The sequence below is a fragment of the Andreprevotia lacus DSM 23236 genome, assembly GCF_900176275.1.
Lineage (GTDB): Bacteria > Pseudomonadota > Gammaproteobacteria > Burkholderiales > Chitinibacteraceae > Andreprevotia > Andreprevotia lacus.
In genome coordinates this window covers 106,946-128,847 of sequence record NZ_FWXD01000010.1, presented here as the reverse complement: position 1 = coordinate 128,847, position 21,902 = coordinate 106,946, and the positions used below count along the sequence as shown (strand labels likewise).

Annotated in this window: 15 protein-coding genes; 3 read left to right on the top strand and 12 right to left on the bottom strand. The window is 62.3% G+C overall.

All coding sequences use genetic code 11. The annotated features are described in order from the left end of the window. Positions 1–7: 7 nt before the first annotated feature. The 3 genes from kdpB to kdpF are packed head-to-tail and all read right to left on the bottom strand — an operon-like array spanning position 8 to position 3,980. Positions 8–2,068 (bottom strand): potassium-transporting ATPase subunit KdpB, encoded by a 2,061-nt coding sequence (kdpB, locus tag B9A19_RS10205; RefSeq protein WP_084090695.1) that lies wholly within the window; start codon positions 2,066–2,068, stop codon positions 8–10. A gap of 31 nt (positions 2,069–2,099) precedes the next feature. After that, entirely contained in the window at positions 2,100–3,890 is a 1,791-nt protein-coding gene (gene kdpA / locus B9A19_RS10200) for a potassium-transporting ATPase subunit KdpA (protein WP_084090694.1), read from the bottom strand. Then, the gene (kdpF, locus tag B9A19_RS10195) at positions 3,891–3,980 is read right to left on the bottom strand and encodes a K(+)-transporting ATPase subunit F (protein ID WP_084090693.1); all 90 of its coding nucleotides are present in this window, start codon (positions 3,978–3,980) and stop codon (positions 3,891–3,893) included. It lies immediately after the preceding gene. A 347-nt stretch (positions 3,981–4,327) separates the two neighbouring features. Between kdpF and leuA the strand changes: the two genes are divergently transcribed. After that, positions 4,328–6,037, top strand: a complete 1,710-nt coding sequence (leuA, locus tag B9A19_RS10190; protein ID WP_084090692.1) for a 2-isopropylmalate synthase — start codon at positions 4,328–4,330, stop codon at positions 6,035–6,037. Positions 6,038–6,110: 73 nt separating this feature from the next. On the opposite strand, the gene tssH is transcribed toward leuA, so the two are convergent. Further along, on the bottom strand, positions 6,111–8,732 hold the full coding sequence (gene tssH, locus B9A19_RS10185) for a type VI secretion system ATPase TssH (RefSeq protein ID WP_084090691.1): 2,622 nt from the start codon (positions 8,730–8,732) through the stop codon (positions 6,111–6,113). An 81-nt stretch (positions 8,733–8,813) separates the two neighbouring features. On the opposite strand from tssH, the gene B9A19_RS10180 reads away from it, so the two are divergent. Further along, the gene (locus B9A19_RS10180; protein WP_176216877.1) at positions 8,814–9,575 is read left to right on the top strand and encodes an FHA domain-containing protein; all 762 of its coding nucleotides are present in this window, start codon (positions 8,814–8,816) and stop codon (positions 9,573–9,575) included. A gap of 47 nt (positions 9,576–9,622) precedes the next feature. Here B9A19_RS10180 and tssG read toward each other — a convergent pair whose 3' ends face one another. From tssG to tssJ, 8 genes are read right to left on the bottom strand one after another with little or no spacing between them, the layout of a single operon-like run. Beyond that, positions 9,623–10,639 carry a type VI secretion system baseplate subunit TssG gene (gene tssG / locus B9A19_RS10175; protein ID WP_084090689.1) on the bottom strand — a complete coding sequence of 339 codons (1,017 nt, stop codon included), beginning with the start codon at positions 10,637–10,639 and terminating at the stop codon, positions 9,623–9,625. Further along, on the bottom strand, positions 10,603–12,474 hold the full coding sequence (tssF, locus tag B9A19_RS10170) for a type VI secretion system baseplate subunit TssF (RefSeq protein WP_084090688.1): 1,872 nt from the start codon (positions 12,472–12,474) through the stop codon (positions 10,603–10,605). Before tssF ends, tssG begins: the two co-directional genes overlap by 37 nt. A 3-nt stretch (positions 12,475–12,477) precedes the next feature. Further along, a complete protein-coding gene (gene tssE / locus B9A19_RS10165) occupies positions 12,478–12,960 on the bottom strand; it encodes a type VI secretion system baseplate subunit TssE (protein WP_084090687.1) in 483 nt (160 codons plus the stop codon). 9 nt (positions 12,961–12,969) lie between these two features. After that, positions 12,970–13,686 carry a type VI secretion system-associated protein TagF gene (gene tagF / locus B9A19_RS10160; protein WP_176216876.1) on the bottom strand — a complete coding sequence of 239 codons (717 nt, stop codon included), beginning with the start codon at positions 13,684–13,686 and terminating at the stop codon, positions 12,970–12,972. Positions 13,687–13,705: 19 nt separating this feature from the next. Further along, a complete protein-coding gene (tssM, locus tag B9A19_RS10155) occupies positions 13,706–17,314 on the bottom strand; it encodes a type VI secretion system membrane subunit TssM (protein WP_084090685.1) in 3,609 nt (1,202 codons plus the stop codon). 21 nt (positions 17,315–17,335) lie between these two features. Continuing rightward, entirely contained in the window at positions 17,336–18,592 is a 1,257-nt protein-coding gene (gene tssL, locus B9A19_RS10150; protein WP_139798765.1) for a type VI secretion system protein TssL, long form, read from the bottom strand. 32 nt (positions 18,593–18,624) lie between these two features. Beyond that, the gene (gene tssK, locus B9A19_RS10145; protein WP_084090684.1) at positions 18,625–19,953 is read right to left on the bottom strand and encodes a type VI secretion system baseplate subunit TssK; all 1,329 of its coding nucleotides are present in this window, start codon (positions 19,951–19,953) and stop codon (positions 18,625–18,627) included. A 27-nt stretch (positions 19,954–19,980) separates the two neighbouring features. Then, a complete protein-coding gene (gene tssJ, locus B9A19_RS10140; RefSeq protein ID WP_084090683.1) occupies positions 19,981–20,694 on the bottom strand; it encodes a type VI secretion system lipoprotein TssJ in 714 nt (237 codons plus the stop codon). A 221-nt stretch (positions 20,695–20,915) separates the two neighbouring features. Here tssJ and tssA point away from each other — a divergent pair, with 221 nt between their 5' ends. Further along, positions 20,916–21,899, top strand: coding sequence for a type VI secretion system protein TssA (tssA, locus tag B9A19_RS10135; RefSeq protein WP_084090682.1), 984 nt, complete (start codon positions 20,916–20,918; stop codon positions 21,897–21,899). Positions 21,900–21,902: the final 3 nt, after the last annotated feature.

Genomic DNA, 21,902 nt, shown 5'->3' with positions numbered 1-21,902 from the left:
CCATGCGTCAGGCCAGGTGCAATGCCACCAGCAGCAGGTCGATCAGCTTGATGCCGGCAAACGGCACGATCAGGCCGCCCACACCGTAGATCAGCAGATTGCTGCGCAGCAGGCGCGCGGCGCTTTGTGCCTTGTAGGCCACGCCTTTGAGCGCCAGCGGGATCAGGAACACGATGATGATGGCATTGAAGATCACCGCAGACAGGATGGCCGACGCCGGGCTTTGCAGCCCCATGACGTTGAGCGCGTTCAACTGCGGATAGGTGCTGGCAAACGCGGCCGGTATGATGGCGAAATACTTGGCCACGTCGTTGGCCACCGAGAAGGTGGTGAGCGAGCCGCGCGTCATCAGCATCTGCTTGCCGATGCCGACGATCTCGATCAGCTTGGTCGGGTTGGAATCCAGATCGACCATATTGCCGGCCTCCTTGGCGGCCTGCGTGCCGGTGTTCATGGCCACCGCCACATCAGCCTGTGCCAGTGCTGGTGCATCATTGGTGCCGTCGCCGGTCATGGCCACCAGGCGACCCTCGCCCTGGTGGCGACGGATCAGCGCCAGCTTGTCCTCGGGCTTGGCTTCGGCCAGGAAGTCATCGACACCGGCCTCGGCAGCGATGGCGGCAGCGGTCAGCGGGTTGTCGCCGGTGATCATCACCGTCTTGATGCCCATGGCACGCAGCTCGGCAAAGCGCTCCTTGATGCCGCCCTTCACGATGTCCTTGAGCTCGACCACGCCCAGCACGCGCTCGTTGTCCGATACGAGCAGCGGCGTGGCGCCACGGCGGGCCACGTCATTGGCCAGTTGCGCCACGACCTCGGGGAACAGGCCGCCCAGCTCGGTCACGTGCTTCTTGATTGCGTCAATCGCACCCTTGCGGATCTGCCGGCCATCGTAGTCCACGCCGCTCATGCGTGTCTGCGCAGTAAAGGCAACGAAATGCGCATCATGCTCACCCAGTTCACGGGCACGAATGGCGAACTTCTGCTTGGCCAGCACCACGATGCTGCGGCCTTCCGGCGTTTCATCGGACAGCGAGGCCAGTTGCGCGAAGTCGGCCAGCTCCTTCTCGGCCACACCCGGCGCCGGCAGGAACGCCGCTGCCTGGCGGTTGCCGAGAGTGATGGTGCCGGTCTTGTCGAGCAGCAACACGTCCACGTCGCCGGCCGCCTCGACGGCACGGCCCGAGGTGGCGATCACATTGGCCTGCATCATGCGGCTCATCCCGGCCACGCCAATCGCCGACAGCAGCGCACCGATGGTGGTGGGGATCAGACAAACCAGCAGTGCGATCAGCGCGGTAATGCTGATCGGCGTACCGGCCTTGGCGACCTCGACGCTGAATTGCGAGAACGGCAGCAAGGTCACCGTCACCACCAGGAACACGATGGTCAGCGCTACCAGCAGGATGGTCAGTGCGATCTCGTTCGGCGTTTTCTGGCGCTTGGCGCCTTCCACCATGGCAATCATGCGGTCGAGGAAGGCCTCACCAGGGTTGACCGTCACGCGCACCACGATCCAGTCCGACAGCACGCGTGTGCCGCCAGTCACGGCAGTGAAATCACCGCCGGATTCGCGGATCACCGGGGCCGATTCGCCGGTAATGGCCGATTCGTCCACCGATGCCACGCCCTCCACCACCTCGCCATCGGCCGGGATCACATCGCCGGCCTCAACCAGTACGTAGTCGCCACGGCGCAGGTCGCTGCTGCTGGCAATCTGCTTGCTGGCTGCCTTGTTGGGGCCAGACAGCTTCTTGGCCATCACGTTCTTCTTGCTGCTGCGCAAGGTGGCGGCCTGTGCCTTGCTGCGCCCTTCGGCCAGTGCCTCGGCAAAGTTGGCAAACAGCACGGTGAACCACAGCCAGACGGTAATCGCGCCGATAAAGCCCACCGGCGCCTCACCTTTGCCGGTGAGCGCCTGCACGAACAGGATGGTGGTGAGGATGCTGCCCAGATACACCACGAACATCACCGGGTTGCGCCATTGCACCTGTGGCGCCAGCTTCTTGAATGCATCGACCAGTGCCGGTTTGACCAACGCCGGGTCGAGCAGGGAAAGTTTTGTCATTTTGTTTATCCTTTGGACGCAAGCTACCGGCTCAGTGATGAACCACAGCCATTTGCAGGTGCTCGACAATCGGCCCCAGCGCCAGTGCCGGGATATAGTTGAGCGCCCCCACCAGCAATACCGAGCCAATCAGCAGCAGCACGAACAGCGGGCCATGCGTGGGCAGAGTGCCGGCGTTGGCATTCAGCCGCTTTTTGGCCGCCAGCGAGCCGGCAATGGCCAGGATGGGCACGATCATCCAGAAGCGGCCGAACCACATCGCCACACCCAGCAGCACGTTGTAGAACTGCGTGTTGGCAGACAGACCGGCAAAGGCCGAGCCGTTGTTGTTGGCCGCGCTCGACAGCGCGTAGAGGATTTCCGAGAAACCATGCGCACCCGGGTTGGCAATGCCTGCCTTGCCAGCCGTGGCCAGCACCGCAATGGCAGTGCCGGCCAGCACCAGGATGGGCGTAACCAGAATGGCCACCGCCGTCATCTTCATCTCGAACGATTCGATCTTCTTGCCCAGGTATTCGGGCGTGCGGCCCACCATCAGGCCGGCGATGAACACGGCCAGGATGGCAAACACCAGCATGCCGTACAGACCCGAGCCCACGCCGCCGAACACCACTTCACCCAGTTGCATCAGCAAGGTGGGCACCATACCGCCCAGCGGGGTGAGCGAATCGTGCATGGTATTGACCGCGCCGCACGATGCCGCCGTGGTGATGGTGGCAAACAGGCTGGATGCCACGACGCCAAAGCGCGTTTCCTTGCCTTCCATGTTCAGCGCGCTGCCCGCCCCCGCCTGCTGCAGCGCCGGGTTGCCGGCAATTTCAGCCGAAACCAGTGCGCCATAGGCCAGTACGAAGATCAGCGTCATTGCCGCCAATACCGCCCAGCCCTGCCGGCGGTCACCCACCATGCGGCCAAACACGAAGCACAGCGAGGCCGGCACCAGGAAGATGGCGATCATCTGCAGGAAGTTGGCCAGCGGCGTCGGGTTCTCATACGGATGAGCCGAGTTGGCATTGAAGAAGCCGCCACCATTGGTGCCTATCATCTTGATCGCTTCTTGCGATGCCACCGGGCCTTGCGCCAGCGTTTGCGTGGTGGTGGTCACGTCTTCCAGCACCGGGTTGCCCTTGGCGTCCTTGAGTGCATTGCCTTGCGCATCCAGCTTGGGTTGCTGGAAGGTGGTGGCCTCGACGGTATGCACGTCCTGATAGGGCTTGAAGTTCTGGATCACGCCCTGCCCGGACAGCGCCACGGCAAACACGATGGACAGCGGCAGCAGCACATAGAGCGTGGCACGGGTGATGTCCACCCACACATTGCCGATGGTGGCACTGCTCTTGCGTGCAAAACCGCGAATCAGCGCAATCGCCACGGCGATGCCGGTGGCGGCAGACAGGAAGTTCTGCACCGTCAGCACCAGCATCTGTGTCAGATAGCTCATAGTGGTTTCGCCACCGTAGCCCTGCCAGTTGGTATTGGTGACGAAGGAAATCGCCGTGTTGAACGAAGAGTCAGGCGACACCGCGCCCAGGCCCTGCGGGTTGAACGGCAGCACGCCCTGCAGGCGCTGCAACGCATAGACAGCAACGACGCCAATCAGGTTGAACAGGATCAGGCCGATGGCATAGCCCTTCCAGCCTGCTTCTTCATCAGCCTTTACGCCGGCGAGGCGGTAAAACAGGCGCTCCAGCGGCGCCAGCCAGCGCATGTAGCGCGGGGTTTCATCGGAAAAAACCTTCTGGATATGCGCGCCCAGCGGCCAGGCCAGCGCCAGCAGCACAGCCAGATAGAGCACGAGTTGAAGTACGGCATTGGTTTGCATTTAAAAGCGCTCCGGTTTGATCAGCGCATAGAACAGGTACACCAGCAGGAAGACGGCGGCCGCACCGGCCAGCCAAATGATCAGGTTCATCGTGCGCTCCCGGCTTGGTCACACAGGTAGATGAACAACAGCGTCAAACCGGCAAAGGCGGCTGTGACAGCGATGTAAAGCAGGTCCATGACAATGCTCCAGGTTCAGTGGGTTTGGCCTGATTGCACTGTAAGGAAGGTGGTGTAAAGACGGCGCTAAAAGCCGGGCAATAGATATAAAAATCGCATAAACATACGACAAAAATACATTTTGTCCAAAAACCAACTAAGAAATCTCATCAAACCCAATAGTCGCACAAGAAAAATTTGACAATACGTCGCCAAATTTGCATTAATGATGCAACGCAGCAGCAAATACATCACTTTTTGTCCAAGACGAGGTGCACCATGCTCAAGAACCCCGCCAGCAAATACCGCGCATTCCAGCCCATCGCCCTGCCCGACCGCACTTGGCCCAACCAGGTCATCAGCAAGGCACCGATCTGGATGAGCACCGACCTGCGCGACGGCAACCAGGCGCTGATCGAGCCGATGAGCGTGGACAAGAAGCTGAAGATGTTCGAAACGCTGGTAGCGATCGGTTTCAAGGAGATCGAGGTCGCGTTTCCTTCCGCCTCGCAAACCGATTTCGACTTTGTGCGCCGCTTGATCGAGGAAAAGCGCATTCCGGATGACGTGACCATCGAGGTGCTCACACAGGCGCGTGAGGACTTGATCCGCCGCACCATCGAATCATTGATTGGCGCGCGCCGTGCCATCGTGCACGTATATAACGCGCTCGCACCCAATTTCCGCCGCATCGTGTTCGATACCGATCAGGCCGGATCGAAGCGCATCGCGGTCGAGGCCACCCGCCTCGTCAAGGAAATCACTGCCAGCCATCCGGAAACCGAATGGGTCTACCAGTATTCGCCCGAGACCTTCTCGGCCACCGAAATCGACTACGCCAAGGAAGTGTGTGATGCCGTCAGCGCCACCTGGCAGCCCACGCCGCAGCACAAGATGATCATCAACCTGCCCGCCACGGTGGAGATGAGCACGCCCAATACCTATGCCGACCAGATCGAGTGGATGAGCCGCAATATCGAGCGGCGCGACAGCATCATCCTGTCCGTGCACCCGCACAACGACCGCGGTTGCGCGGTGGCTGCGGCCGAGCTGGCCGTGATGGCCGGCGCCGACCGGGTGGAAGGTTGCTTGTTCGGCAGTGGCGAGCGCACCGGCAATGTCGATCTCGTCACCCTTGCGCTCAACCTCTATAGCCAGGGCGTCGATCCGGGCCTCGATTTTTCGGACATCGACGCCATCCGCCACACCGCCGAATACTGCACGCAGTTGCCGGTACACCCGCGCCACCCCTATGCCGGCGACCTGGTGTTCACGGCGTTTTCCGGCTCGCACCAGGACGCGATCAAGAAGGGCTTTGCCCGCCGCGTCGAAGGGGAAATCTGGGAGTTGCCCTATTTGCCGCTCGACCCGGCCGACCTTGGCCGCAGCTACGATGCGGTGATCCGCGTCAACAGCCAGTCCGGCAAGGGCGGCGTGGCCTATCTGTTGCAGCAGGAATACGGTTTTGAATTGCCACGCCGCATGCAGATCGAGTTCAGCCGCGCCATCCAGCAGGTGAGCGATGCCACCGGCCGCGAAGTGCGCCCGGACGACATCATGGGCATCCTGCGCAACGAGTACCTCGACCGCAACACCCCGTGGCAATACCTGCGCCACAGCCTGGAGGAGCGCAGCGACGCCAACGGCGGCACGGTGGAAATCGAGGTGGAAGTGCAGCACAACGGCCAGCGCCAGCTGGTGATCGGCAAGGGCAATGGCCCGATTGACGCCTTTGTGGCTGCATTCCGCAGCGCCAGTGGCATCGATGTCGCCGTAGTCGATTACCACGAGCACGCACTGAAGGGCGGTGCCGATGCCGAGGCGGCCTGCTACGTGGAAATGCGCGTAGACGGCAATGCCGCAGGCTTTGGTGCCGGCACCGATCGCAACATCGTTGCGGCTGCCATCAAGGCGCTGCTGTGTGGCGTCAACCGCCAGGCAACGGTGAGCGCAGCATCCAAATCGACAGAGGCTGCTACGGCAAACTGAAACCGGCAGCGGTACCAAACAAAAAGCCCCGCGTACATCACGCGGGGCTTTTTGATAATCAGCGGATCAGTAATCAAGCATCTTGCAGCACGATATGCCCGTCGTTGCAGACGATGCGGATGGTATCGCCCGGCTGATGCGTGTCGTTGCCGGCCAGCAATTTCAGGCTCAGCTCGGTCAGCACCAGGCGGTTGAGCAGTGCGTCGATGATACGGCCCCCGCTTTCCACCTGATTGCAGCGGGCGCGCAGCTCGGCCAGCACCGCGTCGTCCCATTCCAGCTTGAGCTGGTGACGGGTTTGCAGTCGCTCGGCAATGCGGCGCAGCTTGTGCGCCACCAGCTGCTGCAACACATCGTCGGACAGTGGGTAGTACGGCACCACGTTCAAGCGCCCCAGGAAGGCGGCCGGGAAGACCTTGCGCAGCGGCTCGCGCAGTTCTTGCGCCAGCACGGCCGGCGGTGGCGCCAGCTCGGGGTCGGCACACAGACGGATCAACTCTTCGCTGCCGACGTTGGAGGTGAGCAGGATCAGCGTGTTGCGGAAGTCGATATAGCGACCTTCGCCGTCTTCCATCCAGCCCTTGTCGAACACCTGGAAGAACAGCTCGTGCACGTCCGGGTGGGCCTTTTCCACTTCGTCCAGCAGCACCACGCTGTACGGACGGCGGCGCACCGCCTCGGTCAGTACGCCGCCCTCGCCATAGCCGACATAGCCGGGAGGCGCACCCTTCAGCGTCGAGACGGTATGCGATTCCTGATACTCGCTCATATTGATGCAGATGAGGTTTTCCTCGCCGCCATACAGCAGCTCGGCCAGCGCCAGCGCGGTTTCGGTCTTGCCGACACCGGATGGCCCCACCAGCATGAACACGCCGGTCGGTTTCACCGGGTCTTCCAGACCGGCACGGGCAATCTGCACCTGACGGCTGATTTCCTGCAGCGCGTGGTCTTGCCCCACCACGCGGCGGGCCAGGTCTTGCGGCAGTTGCAGGATGGCGCTGGTTTCATCACGCACCATGCGGCCCACCGGAATACCGGTCCAGTCTGCCACCACGGCCGCCACGGCAGCGCCGTCCACGCACGGGTGCACCAGCTTGTTCTCCTGCTGCAGCGCTTCCAGCTTCTGCTTCACCGCCACATAGGCTTCGCGCGGTTCGGCATCGTCCGGATTTTCGCGGATGGCGTTGCCCAGATCAGCCAGCTCCTGCACCAGCACCTGTTCGGCCTGCCAGCGCTCAGTCATGACCTGCGCGGCCGCCTCGTCGGCATCGATGCCGGCACGCAGGCTGTTCACACGCTCGCTGTGATCGATGCCGTGCTTTTGTTCCTCTTCCAGCATGGCCAGTGTTTCATGCGCGCGGGCAATGCCGGCGTGCAGACGTTCCAGCTCGGCCGGTTGCTGCGACTGGCTGACCGCCACGCGCGAGCAAGCAGTATCGAGCAGGCTGACCGCCTTGTCCGGCAACTGGCGTGCCGGGATATAGCGGTGCGACAACTTGACCGCCGCTTCGACAGCCTCATCCAGCAGGAACACGCGGTGGTGACGCTGCAAATGGGCCGCAACCGAGCGCAGCATGCCAATGGCCTTGTCTTCATCCGGCTCGTGCACCTGCACCACCTGGAAGCGGCGGGTCAGCGCCGGGTCTTTCTCGATATAGCGCTTGTATTCGCTCCAGGTCGTTGCAGCCACGGTACGCAGCTCGCCGCGCGCCAGCGCCGGCTTGAGCAGGTTGGCCGCATCGCCCGTGCCGCTGGCGCCGCCGGCACCGATCAACGTGTGGGCTTCGTCGATGAACAGGATGATGGGCTGCTCGGACGCATGCACTTCGTTGATGATCTGCTTGAGGCGGCTCTCGAACTCGCCCTTCACGCCAGCACCGGCCTGCATCATGCCGATGTCCAGCGCCAGCAGGCGCACATTGCGCAGCGGCTCGGGCACGCTACCCTCGACGATGCGCTGCGCCAGCCCTTCCACCACCGCAGTCTTGCCGACACCGGCTTCGCCGGTCAGCAGCGGGTTATTCTGGCGGCGGCGGATCAGGATGTCGATCATCTGGCGGATTTCGTCTTCGCGGCCGGATACCGGGTCCATCTTGCCCGAGCGCGCCTGTTCGGTCAGGTCGGTGGTGTAGCGCTTGAGCGCATCGCCACGGCTGCCCGGCATGCCGCCCTGCTCGCCTTCACCGCCGGCAACCGGTGCTGCCTCGATCACTTCATTGCCTTCCGGCGAGCCGTTCAGGATGCTGCCCCAGCGCTCGGTCAGCGTATCCACGTCCAGCCGGCGCAACTCGCTGCTGATGCGGAACAGATCGCTGCGCATGGTCGCGTCAGACAGGATGGCCACCAGCAAGTGGGCGCCGCGAATGCGCGCCGCACCGTACTTGAGCGAGGCATACATCCACGCCTTCTCGACCGCATGCTCCAGCTCGCCAGAAAAATCCACGCCGCTGGCGTTTTGCGGCAGCTTGCCCATCAGCGCAGTGAAATCGGCCGACAGCTTGCCCAGATCAACGTCGAATGCCTTGGCAATCTGGTGCAGGTCAGACCCGCTCAGTTGCAGCAACTGGTTCAGCCAGTGCGCAATTTCCACGCGCGGATTGCCGCGATAGCGGGCAAAAAGCGTTGCGCTTTCCAGTGCCTCGAACAGCGTGCGGTCCAGTTTCTCGAACAAGGCGGTGCGGCTGATATCGGCCATCAATGATCTCCGGTGCGACATGCTAAAATGGGGTCCGAATGCAGGGCTGTGCGGCCCGGCTCCGAACTGGTTTTCAATTCAATGTTCATTCAACTGCTTTCATCCGGCACCCCGGCCGGCTCGTGCGCCAAACTGGTGGAGCACACCACCGTAGGCAGCGCCGCAAATTGCGATCTGGTGCTGCCCGATAGCGGCGCCATATCGCCCGTGCACGCCACCATCGGCCCCGGACCTGCCGGCTGGCAGATTCGCGATCAGGGTGACCTGATTCCGGTGCTGGTCAACCAGACTGCGCTGGGTGTGGGCGAAGCCCGTACTTTGCGGCTGGGGGATTACATCAAGATTGGTACGTCGGTGATGCAGATCGTTGCGCAGGCCCCGGAGGGCACCTTGCGCCCTGCCGATGCCCCCGCCAGCGCGCCGCAGCAGCCCGCCATGCTGGTGCAAACACAACCTGCCACGGAATACGCCACGCGCATCGCTGCCGAGCGGCTGGCCGAGCTGGGCACGCATCGCGGCCCGAGCATAGACCCACTGGCCATGTTCGGCGGCCCTGCCCCCACGTCCGTTGCCCAGGGCGGCGGTAGCAGCAGCACACGCAGCAGCAACGATCTGGATGCCATGTTCGGTTTGGCCGGCGCCAGCACCGTGCGGCCCGCAGTCCCAACCTTGCCGGTGGACAGCTCGCTGGACCCGTTGGCGCTGCTGGGCGGCCCCAGTCGCAGCCCGCAGGCGAGCGCCTACCCGGAGCAACGCCAGCAAGCCGGTTCGGCCATCCACGTGCCCAAGTCGCGCCCCAGCGACGACGATGCACTGGACGCGCTGTTCCGCCCGAAAGACTAGCGCCAGGGTCGCCGACACAGCGCCGTACAAGCAGGCGAGCCAACTCATCACTGGCGGTGCACCATGGTGGCGCCCTGCAAGGTTTGGCGCGGCACATTCAGATCACGCGCCCAGCCGTCAAAGCTGAGGCGCGCGCCCTTGCCCAGCTGCAGCGGCCTTGCCGTGGCAGCGTGTGCCAGCAGTTTCACCTGCCAGCGGTACTCCACACCCACCCAGTTGTGCACCAGCGCGGTGAGGGCCTGCATCGCAAAGCCATCAGGGGCAAACAATTCGTATTGCTGGCGATCCAGCGGGCCGATTTCGATCTCGAAGCCGTATTGCACGTCCGGCACGCGTTTGCCCAGCACCACGCTGTGCGCCAGCCCGACGTTATCGCGGCTGAGCTGGCTCCATTGCGACGGCTCCAGTTCGATATAACCACGTACGTGCTCGTGCACCTTGACCGGCACGCCGAACAGCTCACCCAGCAGCGACTGCAGCGCACCCGCGCTGCGCACCGAGCGCGCAAAGAAACCGGCATGCAGCAGCTTGAAAGCATCGCTGACCGCATCGCGTTTGGACAGGGTCTCACTACCGTAGCCGCACAGGCTGCCCAGCATGCGCGTGAAGGCGCCGTGTCCGTCGCGGTCAAAACTGATCACGGGCTGGCTGTCTGCCCAAGCGCGGTAGAACAGGCTGTGCAGGCGCTGGTGGAATACGTCGGCAAACGCAACCAGGCTGTCGTCCTGCTGGTTGTGCAGCTGATCCCATGCGGCTTCGGTCAGGTGCAGTTGCAGCGGGCCATTGGGGCCATAGACGCCAAAACCGGCCGAGCGGATGCGCGGTACGCTGCCCGGCTGGCTGCACACCTCGGCCACTTCGCTCGGCGCAAAAATGAGCGCGGGCAGCTGCGACAGCCGCACCGCCTCTTGCTGCGGGCGCGGCGCACGGCCCAGCGGCGGCAAGCCCGGCGATGCGGCATCCACCAGCCGCAGCAGCGCAAAATACTCCTGCCGGCTGGCGGTGTCGACAAACGGGGCCAGCGCGTTCAGATCAGCCCTTTGTGTCCCAGCTGCGCCGGCCATGTCTTGATATCCTTTCTACCCAGCCCGTGCAGGGTGGTTTCCACAAAGCTGTTCAGATGTGCGTGTTGCTTGAGGTAATGCTGCATCACCAGCCCGAGCACGAAGGCGCTGCTGCCGCCAAAGGGCATCTCGTCGAAGGTCAGGTCTACCTTGACGCCCCGCGCATAGACAATTGGGCCGCCCCCCGGATAAGGTCGCGTCACCACGCGGGTTTGCACCTGCTGCAGCGCTTGCGCATGCGCATGATTGCGCCCGCTCACCAAGAGCGCGTGCAAGGACAGCAATTCCTTCACCGCAGCTGCAGCTGCGCCCTCGGTCTGGTCGTGCAGATACAGGTAATTGAGCGACAAGAGGTTGATCAAGCGCCATGGCGTATCCCCCTCGGCCAGCGCCGAGCTAGGCTCGGTTGGCCCGGCAATGAAGCGGATGCCGTCGACCGGCGCCGAATCGGTCATCGCCAGATCATGGCTGCTGCCCTTGGGGCACAGGATGGGCAAGGCACCATTCGTGACCAGGATATCGCCACCGATCTGTGCCAGATCGTTGCGATACGGCACGTTGTCGCGATCAACCAGCGAGACGAACACATCCGAATAGCGGTAGTTGCCCAATTGCGCTTGCGCGCCGGACAGGTTCTGGATCAGCCGTGGCGAACGGCGCAGCGAGAACATGGCGCGCGACGGCGCCCATTCACGTGCATCAGCTGGCGCAAACAGCGGCGCAAAACGGGTGAAATCATTGGCGTCTGCCGCATAGCCTTCGAGCGACAAGACGTCGTAGACCTCGTAACTGAGCGGCCGGCGGCGATCGGGCACCACATGATATTCGGTGGCCAGCTGATTGACCAGGATACGGTCTGTACGGCGCTGAAACAGGTTGATGACCGGCGTGGTGAACAGCAGCAGGTTGTCTCGATCAACCGCACCGGCCAGCGACGCATCGCTGCTCGACAGATAAAACACGATATTGACGCGATTATTCACCGCATGTTTTGCAATGGCCTGAGCCAGTTGTGCACCCGCGAGGCGGAAATAACGGAAGCGCTGCGGAAATGCAAAATACTCGTGCAGCATGCGATAGCCGGCAAAGGCCGCAGTGGCGTGCTCCAGCATGGCTTCGTCATCGCGAAAACCGATGGGGGCCAGTGCATCGAGACGCAACTCGGTAAATCGGCGTGGCTCTGGCCCCTCAGGCGCGCTCACGCGTATCGCCACGCTGCGGCCCAGCACTTGCTCGGTGAGTCGCCCGGCTACATCGTCGGCCCCGGTCAGATGCACGCACAGATCGTCAATGCGCATGCGTGTGAGATCTGCGCCTGTATTGGCCTCCAGGGTAACTTCCAGCTTCGCCTGCGTGGACGGATGCGCAGCCTCTTGCGGGCGGCCCGGCAAATAGCGGCAGGCAGAAATCGCCAGCGGCCAGACCTTGACCTGCTGCGCGGTAACGAACTCGCAAACACCGTCGATGCCAGGCACCGACTGACTGCTCAGCCGCGTGCCACGCGGAATGGCATAGCCTTCGAGCAAGCCGGCCGCTGCCCGCGACGGCGCCATGGCAACGATGGCCATCGACGGCGTGGGCGAACCCCAGTTGGGATAAGCGCAACGCAGCAGTTGACTGGTGAATTGCGGAAACGCCGATTCCTGCTTGAGCTGCACCCGTGCAGTGAGGAAAGCAAAGGCCTCGACCATGCGCTCGACATAAGGATCGCTGATGCCCTCGAAATCGCCCAGCCGTGCAGCGATATCCGGATATTGCTGCGCAAACTCGCGACCGGTTTCGCGCACGTGGCGCAATTCCTGGTTGTAGAGCTCCAGAAAGCGTTGATTGACCATGAATTAATACTCGGAAACCGAAAAGCGGCCGTTTTCAACGTCCAGCTGGGTGCGCAGCAGCAATTCGATCGGCACCGGATTGGCCAGTACATAGCCGGCTATCTGGAAGGCCAGCAACTGGTGATGTGATTCAGCACCGTTAAGCAAAGGAATCACCTTGAGCGAGACCGGGTCGATACGCGGCTCGAAGCGCACAATGGCCTGGCGTATCCAGCGCTCGATCTGCTTGGCCGTCCCCTGGCTGCTGGTTTGGCCATTCAGGCAGGGAAAACCGAAACCGATCACCGAGGTGCTGTACGGCTCGTCACTGTCCGGCGCAATGTGGTACGCAGTAATCGAGTTGAGCAAAAACGACAAGTCACGCTGTATGCTGGCCAACAGCCCCTTGCGGTCAGGCAAGCGAGCGCCATTGCGGCCTGCCACAACGGCCTGCGTACCGGTCAGCCGATCAAACAGCGAGGGGAAAAAGAAGTCTTCTCGTTTCATGCTGGCTCGTTACACAGGTGCAGTTGCGCTGGCGCGCGGCGACATCAGTAGCGAAAACTCGTAAAAATTGGGCAAGCCCTGAAAGCGGCGCATCTGATACTGCTCATGCCCCTGCCCACGCTCCCACCAGACCGACTGACCAGCAAACAAGCGCTCGAACGCCAGACTGCCCAACTGCTGTGCCAGCGTGTTGAGCGGCAGCTCGGCGGGCAGGCCCAACGGCGCCCCCATGGGGCGGTGCTGATGCCATTCGGTTGCCAGCCGACGTGCCTGGGCATCAAAGGGCATGTTCAACTCGTCCAGCCCCAATATCTTCAAACGCTCCAGCTCGCCATCGATCTGCTGGCTGTCCCAACGCTGGCCTACTGCCTGCAACGCGATGGACTCCAGTTGCGCAAACCATGCAGTAACGTCGGCCAGCACCAGTTGCTGCGCCCAGTGCTCGGCCAGCAATTTGCCGAACACGCAGGGGTAGCAGCGGCCGACAGCATCGATACTGGGCGTGATCACACCGATCATGGCCTGCGGGCTGATCACGCCCGGCGCCAGCAAAAAACGCCACTGCGGTGCCTGCAGGAACAGGCTCTGCCAGTCTGCGCCGGCGGTTTGTCGATAGCTGGCGACCGAGCTTTCCAGCCAGTCTGCCAGTCTTTGTGCCAATGCCTCGTCCAGATGGCGGACGATGAAATCCGGCGCAGCCGGGATCTTGCCAAACCAACCGATCACCAACTACTCCTGCCTGCGATCACAGCGCGGTCGGGCATTTGAACTTGTCGAGCTCGGCCAGCCGGAACGGGCTCTGTACGGTCGACGTGGTGATTTCGTACTTCACGTAGCGATCCTGGATCTTGAACACCACGCGCACGGTTTCCGGGCGGGCGGTCTGCTCGATCACGGCCTTGTCCATTGCGTGCCACAGCGCCCAGTCGCCCTCAAAGGTCAGGCCACCGACATCGCTGCCGTTCACTGCATTCATGGCCAGGCGAATCTGGCCAGTGCCCTTGCTGCCCGGCCAGGTCATTTGCTGTGGCACGATGGCACCGTGGCGGTACTTCAGGACCTGACCGTCGATATCGAGTACGGTTTGGGCGAGGGCGGCATCCATTTCAACCGGCTTGATGGTAAACCGGACCTGAGCCTGGTTGCCGCCCGGGAAAAAAACATCGCGAATCACCGCTGCACGCTGGAAATCGGCCAGCGCAACAGACTGGTTGTTGGCCGCACCAGCCGTACCCGGCTTGAACGACCACGGTTTGGTCGAGGTATCTACTTCCTGCGCCAGGCTCTTCTGGAAGAAGGCATCGATCACGCCACCCGGACTGAAAATGCGCGCAAAGTCATCGCGGCGCACATCGCTGCTGCTGGCACGGTTGAACGGATAGCGATCCTTGACCACTTGCGCGCAGGCCTCGCCCACGGTGTTTTCCATCACCGACGACAGATTCTGCTTGGCCACGCCCTGCACGTGATTGACACTGGTGTCACCCAGGCCCTGCAGCATGCCGCCGATCGGCTCGGGCATGCGGGCCGCTTCGCTCTTCAGGCGTTGCGGCAAGTCACTGGCCGGCAGTGCGCCCTTGGATTGAACTGCAGCATCGGCAGCGGTCAGGTAGTTGTACAGGTCGCTGAGCAGCACGATGGTGCCATCAATCGGCGCCGGGGCATTCGGGCCGGGCGGCGTCACCATGCGGTGGATGCTGGTGAAGCGGCTGTCAACGATATACTCGAGTCGGGTTTCACCTTCAACCGCACGGGTGGTCGGCTTTGAGGTCATCAGCTGCTGCAGCTTGTCTTTCTGCGCCTGAACGGCGCTGGCCGCGACTGCATCCAGCTTCGCGCCCAGAGTCGGACCTTCCGCACGGGCCACCAGCGAGGTTTCGTTGGTGATGCCACGCAGCAGGTAGAGCAGCGGCGAATCCGGGCCGGACAGCACCCGTGTCACGTGCACGCTCTGTTCCAGATTGGCCTGCGGCACGATGCGGATGTCGCTGACAAAGCGTTGCCACAAGCCGGCATATTCTTCGAGGTACAGGCGGCGCACGGCATCGCGCACCTTCTTCTGTTCCTGTTCGGCGTTCACCACATCCTTCAGGCCCTTGTTGCCTTGCTCATCGCGCAGCACCCAGCCCTCTTCCTTGAACAGGTCCTTGAGGACAGGATCGATGGCCGGCAGGAAGGCCTTGGTATACCCATCGGCGGTAAACAGGCCCGGCATGCCCTGGCTGAGCGGCGCACCACTGGCGCGAACGAACACCACGGCGGCCGATGGACCGGCGGCCTCGGTAATGCGGAACTCGGCGATCTGGCTGCCCACGCCCATGCGCTTCAAGCGACCATAGATGCGGTTGGGCAGCGGTGCGCTGGATAACAGGCTGCGCACCTGCTGGGTCAGATCCTTGTCGAGCGGAATCAAGCTTTGCACTGCGCCACGCGACAACAGTACATCCAGATGCGTTTCCAGCTGCTTGCGTTGATCGATCGGGAAATCACGCGGCAGATTGCTGTCCCAGTCCAGCATCACCCAAGCCTTGAGCGCGTTGGCATCGAAATGCTCGACATCGTGCAGCATCAGGTAGACCTTGAGCGTTTCATACTGCAGGTCCGGATCATTCTTCAGCGTACGCAGTGCCTGCTCCAGGCGGGCATTGATCTGCGGCACAAAGGTATCCTGCAGCAGACGGTAGTAGGCATTGTTGGCCGCCGAGGACAGCTTGTCGCCCTGGTACATGCCCATATTGCCCAGCCACGGCGCGCTCTTGCCTGCTGCCGGCGCAGGGATGTCGCGCACGGCCTGCAAGGTCGGCAGCAGATCCGGCAACGACATGTCCTGACCGACGTTGATGCGTTCAACCTGCTCGCGCACCTTGGGCACGCGTGCGGCCACGGCATCAACGTAATCGTTGTTGTGTTGATAACCCGCCAGCATCGAGCCAGCCGCCAGCACCACCAGTACGCCCAGCAGGATGTAACCGGCCGAGTTCAGCAACGTGCGCTTGCGCGTCCACGACAGATTGCTGCCGGCAAGGTGTGCCTCGCCCAGCATTAGCTCACGGAATACGCGGGCCACGAAGAAGGGGCGAAATACCATCTGCGCGGAACGAGCCAGCGAGAACGAATGGCGCAGACCCAGCGGGCCGGCCACGGCCGGCAGCAGCGGATCGACCGGTGCACCTTGCTGTGCGCCGCTGGTGAAGTAGAAGCCACGCAGCAGAATGCGCGATTGATATGGGTTGGCGCTGAAGGTCGTTTCGATGAAGTCGAGCAGCGGCTGTTGCAGCGCATGGAAGCTCTGCGGAAAGAAGCCCAGCAAGGTACGGCGCTCGACATCGGTCTCGCGCTGCAGCTTGCCCAGCAGCAGGCCCTGAAGACGATGGTTAAGCTGCTCCAGCTCGCCCTTGATGGTGGTCAGCGCAACGTTTTCCTTCGGCGATGCCGGCAGCGGCAGCGTCACACCCCAGACCTGCTCGCGCTCTTCGGTGCTGAGCGTATCGAAGAATTCGCAGAAGCCGGAGATCAGGTCGGCCTTGGTCACCACCAGGTAAACCGGCACTTCCAGCCCCAGCACGTGGCGGATTTCATGCACGCGGTTGCGGATGGCATTGGCCTGGATTTCCAGCTCGGACTTGCGGCCACCCAGCAGCGTGTCGGCACTGACCGACACCATGATGCCGTTGATCGGCTGGCGCGGACGGGTCTTCTTCAAGAGCTGCAGGAATTCTTCCCACTCGGCCGCGTCGGCATGGCGGTCACTCTCGTGCGTGGTATAGCGGCCGGCGGTATCCAGCAGCACGGCCTTGTCCGAGAACAGCCACTTGCAGTTGCGCGTGCCGCCGACACCATCCACCGCCTCGTCGTTCTTCGGGTCACCCAGCGGAAACTTCAAACCGGAATTGCGGAAAATGGTGCTCTTGCCGGTGCCCGGCGCGCCAACGATCACGTACCACGGCAGGCGATACAGGTAGGTGTCGCGATCCAGCGCGCTGAGCATGCGGGCGAACCAGCCATGACCGGCTTCGTCCTGGCGCACCTGGCGCAAGGTGGCAATCGCATCGGCAAAGCGGCGCTTGAGCGGCTCGCCCGACTGTGAGTTGCCACCGGCGCTTTCGCCTTCCAGCATGCCTTTTTGCAGCTCGGCACTGGCACGGCGCGCGCGCGTCAGGGTCAGGATCAGCGCGCCGAAATACAGCACCGCGATCAACACGGTCAGGCCCAGGCGCACCCACAGCGATGCCAGCGGGCGCCACGACCCCACGGCCACCAGCGGGCCGACGAACCAGATCAACAGCACCAGGCCCAGCAGGCCCAGCGCAGTCAGTACCCAGCGATTGAGAATAAAGCGAAGAAACGTTTTCATCTAAAGCGGCTCAGGGTCGGGTTAGCGTGTCACGAACACCGTGATTTCAACACGGCGGTTTTTGGCGCGATTGGCCGGGGTGTCGTTCTTGACCACCGGTTCGGAGTCGGAACGGCCCTCCACGGTCAGGCGGTTGGCCGGCACATCGATGGCCAGCACATCACGCACCGACTGGGCGCGCGCCTGTGACAGGTGCCAGTTGGACGGAAAGCGCAGGCTGGCAATCGGCTGGTTGTCGGTATGCCCGGTGACGAGCACCTTGCCCTGGATCTTGTTCACTTCCTGCCCGATCCGGTGCAGCACCGGCAGCGCAGCCGGGATCACGTCGGCGCTGCCCGATTCAAACAGGCCGTCGCCCAGGATGGTGACCACCGAGCGGTCGGCAAAGTCGGCCACGCTGACCTTGCTCTCGGCGATTTCCTTCTCGAGGAACTGCGCCAGACGCGGCTGGGCGGCAGCCTTGGGCTGGGCCAGCGGCGCCGAACGGGCGCGGATGCTCTGGATGTCGCCGAAGACCGGATCGGAATGCTGGTTGATGCGCAGCGACAGGAACAGATACATGATGACCAGCACCACCAGCAGCAGGATGGCCGACACCCACAGTGGCACGATGGTCAGCGGCTTGGACACCTTGCCGTGCACGCCTTGCCAGTGATCGGCCAGATCGTTGCTGGCTGCCTGCGGACTGTACTGGCGCAGCAGTTCGGCCAGCTGGTTGCGCAGCACGGCCAGCTGCTGCTGGCCGCCATCGATCACACCAAAGCGGCCGGAGAAACCGTAGCTCAAGCACACATACATCAGCTCAAGCAGGTCGCGCGTATCGGCCGGCGTTTCCTTCAGGCGCTCTAGCAGCTGGAAGAACTTCTCGCCGCCCCAGGTTTCGTTGTGGAACTGCACCAAGAGGCTGCACGAGCCCCAGCTCACGCCCCACTCGCACGAGCAGATCACTTCGTCGAGGAAGGTACACAGCACATAGCGCGCGGCAACCACGTGCTCGTGGCGAACGCCCTTGCGACGCATGGCGTCCTCGAACTCCTTGATGCCTTGCACCAGGTAGCTCTGCAGCGCGGCCAGATTTTGCGGCGTGTCGCTGTGGCGCAACTGCATGGCGGCATACAGCAGCGGGCTGGCGCTGGACACAATGGCATTGTGACCGCTGCGCAGCGCGTCAACCGCGCCGGCATCGGCCGGGCCATAGGCTTGCGCGGGCTGGCTAGCGCCGGGGGCTGCACCCAGAAACTGGTCCAGCGGATGGCTGGATTCGGTGGCGATACTCAATCTTGCTTACTCCTGTATCGGGCTGGCAGCGGTCAGCTGCGCACGGCCCAAAGCTCTAATTCCAGACCCGGGAAATCGCCGGCCACGTGCAGGGCCAAGCCTGCCGACTGACTCAATTGCTGCCAGAATTCACTGCCCTTTTCGAGTTCGAAGTAGTTGAACCCGGCATGGAACGGGATCTGGTGTGGCACTACCGGCAACGCGGCAATGCGCACCCCTGGCAGTTGCAGACTGATCAGGTCGCGGATCTTCTCGACCGGTCCGATCTTGATCTGCGACGGCAACAGGTTGCGCAGCACTTCGCTTGCCAGCTGGCCCTTGGCTGCCAACACGAACTTGGACTGCTCGAACAGACCGCTGTCCGGCACGATGGCCACACGGATGCCGTAGTTGCGTTCCTGCAGCTCGATGGCAATCGCACTCTGCTCGAACACCATGGACAGCATGCGGCGCAGCTCGGCAATCAGCGGCGGGAAGCAGGCTTCCGGCGCATCGTGCAGGTAAAGCGGCACGTCGCTGGCAAGGCGGTTCTCGTTGGCAAAAATGGACAGATCGCCCAGCAGGGTCTGGCCCAGGCCAAAGAACAGTGAGGGATGGCAATGATTGCGCGCCACCATCTGTTCCAGCCCCGGCGAGTAACGATTCAGCGTTTGCAGCAGCAGGAATTCGGCGATATCGGCCACGCTGCTCTTGGGCGCGCCCACGCGGGCAGCCACGGCCATGGCACGCTGGCGCACCAAACCAGCCAGCTCCTTGAGCCACGCCTCCAGCACCGGCGAAGCCGTCAGCGCCAGGGTGGGCGGTACAAAGCTGTCGTCGAGCGATACGCGGCCATCGGCCAGGCATTCGATCACGCGTGCCACCGGCAAAGCCACCCAGGCGCCGGACAGCTCGCGTTGCATGACCAGCTGCAGATTCTGCCGCCCCAACAGTGCCGGCACCTTGAGCGCCGGGTCCAGCACATCGGTCAGCTCGTGGGTTTCGGCCACGTAGCGCGCCAGTGCAGCTTCCTCGCTCTGCGTCAGATCAAACTGCGCACGGCCGGCCAACGCCAGCGGCATGGCCAGATAAACCAGCTCATTGCGCGCATCCAGCGGCACATCCAGTGGTTGAGGCAACGGGTCCTGGCCCGGCACATCGAACAAGCTGCCGTCGCGCAAAATGCCGCGCGCACTGGTCAAGCCAAGCTTGCCCAGGCTGTTCAGCCCGGTATCGAGCTTGAGTTCGGCAAAACCCCATTGCCACTCCGCAGCCAGTTGCACGTGGCGTACCAGCTGCGATTCAAAAAAACGTTCCTGCTGCTGGAAGTGCTGCTGCTGCAGGAACAGCCCCTCACTCCAGACGACACGACTGCCGGTCATATCACTGCCCTACCCGTTCAAATCGCATCAGTTCACACCCGGCAGCTTGCTCAACAGCGCATCTTTGGCTTTGTCCTCGGCTGCGCTTACCGCCTTGTCGACAGCGGCATTGGCGGCGCTGGCAATGAATTCGCGTGTTTTTGCACTGACATTCGACGCAGTAGCCTGCTTGGCGGCAGCTTGTTTGATGCGGGCGCTTTCCTGCGCCACATCCAGCAGCGCCACGTCGGCCGGCGACGAAATCTGCAGATTGGAATCGGCCAGATCAATGCGCAGCGCCATGGCGGGTTTGCGCTCATAACCGATCAACGGAATCTTGATCGCGGTCACGTTCTCGACCTGACCATCAACGCGCCAGCGCGAGCGGTCAACATCACGGAATGCAGCCACGGCAGCGAAATAGGTCGCCCCCGGCAGGATGGGCCGCTTGATGCGCAGTGCCTCATCGGGGCGCACCAGCAACTCCTCGCTGCTGAGCAATTCCGGACCTAATGCTTCGGGGTGTTCGACCAGCGAAAAATAATCGGCCGCCTGGAAGGCATTCAGCCCCTTGAGCTGGAACAGGCGCACCACGACCGGCGACGGGCGCGCATTCAGATCCGGGTTCAATTTGGGCTGTGCCAGCACCAGGGCATCGACCTCGGTAGGTTGTGCCGCACAGCCGGCCAGCAGCCCCCCAACGGCGAGCACAGCAAGGAGCAACGCACCGAAGCGCATCTTGGTCTTCAAAAAATCATACATTTGCGTTTTTACTCAACAAGGCCCGGTAAGACCTTGGCTATTGACGTGGCGCGAATCCTAACTTGAGAATTACGACTTCACAACACCTAGAAAATATACGCGCGCGTTTTGACACAGATAAGTAACATTGCCCGGACGTCAGGCTGCGGTATGTTAGCTGCAACGCGATAGAATGGCACGCACGGCAACGACGTTAACAAACAATCAAATACTTATTAATCATGACGTTAGATACGCTACTAGCCCCGGTTTCCAACGAACTTCCTGCAGGCGCCAACCTTGAGTACGCCCCGGAATTCATGGAAATCGAGACGGCTGCGCAGGAAACGCCCGAGCAGCAATTCGGCGATACCATCATCGCCGCAACGCCGCCGGACTGGGTGCGCATACTCGAAAACTGTCAGCAGATATTCAGCAAGACCAAGGATCTGCGTATTGCAGCCATCCTCTGCCGCGCTCTCGTATTCAAGCAGGGCATCAAGGGGTTGGAACAAGGTCTGGCGCTGGTTGCAGGCTTGCTCGACCAATACTGGGAAACGTTGCATCCGGAGCTGGAAGACGGCGATGCAACCTTTCGCATGAATTCCGTCTCGGCACTGGCCAGCCCGGATTTCTTACTGAAGGAATTGCGCCGCGCGGTGTTCTTCCACAGCAAGGGTGCCCCGCCGATCCGCGTGTCGGAGGTGGAAGCACTCTTCACCCCCGGCGCCTCCGGCGAGCTCACGGATGCAGAGCTGCAACTGCAGCTCAACAGCAACCCCGAGGCACTGGCAGAACTGGCCCAGCAACTGGCCAGCAGCCTTGATTCGCTGGCGCGCATCAAGGCTCGGCTGGCCGATCAGGCCCCGGAGCACCAGAACACGCTGGAGGTGCTGGCGCAGTTGTTGGCGCGTTTACAACACAAACTGCCGGGGGTGTTGGCTACCGCCGAGCAGCCGACAGACGGTGAGATTGATTTTGCAAATGACGCCGAAAGTGTGGCGTCGATCACAACAGAGCCCGGTGTGATCCGTTCCAGGGCCGATGTTGACCGGCAACTGGAAGCCATTTGCAGCTATCTTGAGCGCGCAGAACCCAGCAACCCGGCTCCGCTGTTGCTGCGCCGCGCGCAACGTATCCTGTCGATGGACTTCATCGACATCATTCGCGAACTGACACCGGACAGTGTCGGCCACATTGAAATGCTCGCAGGCATCAACCGCTAAACC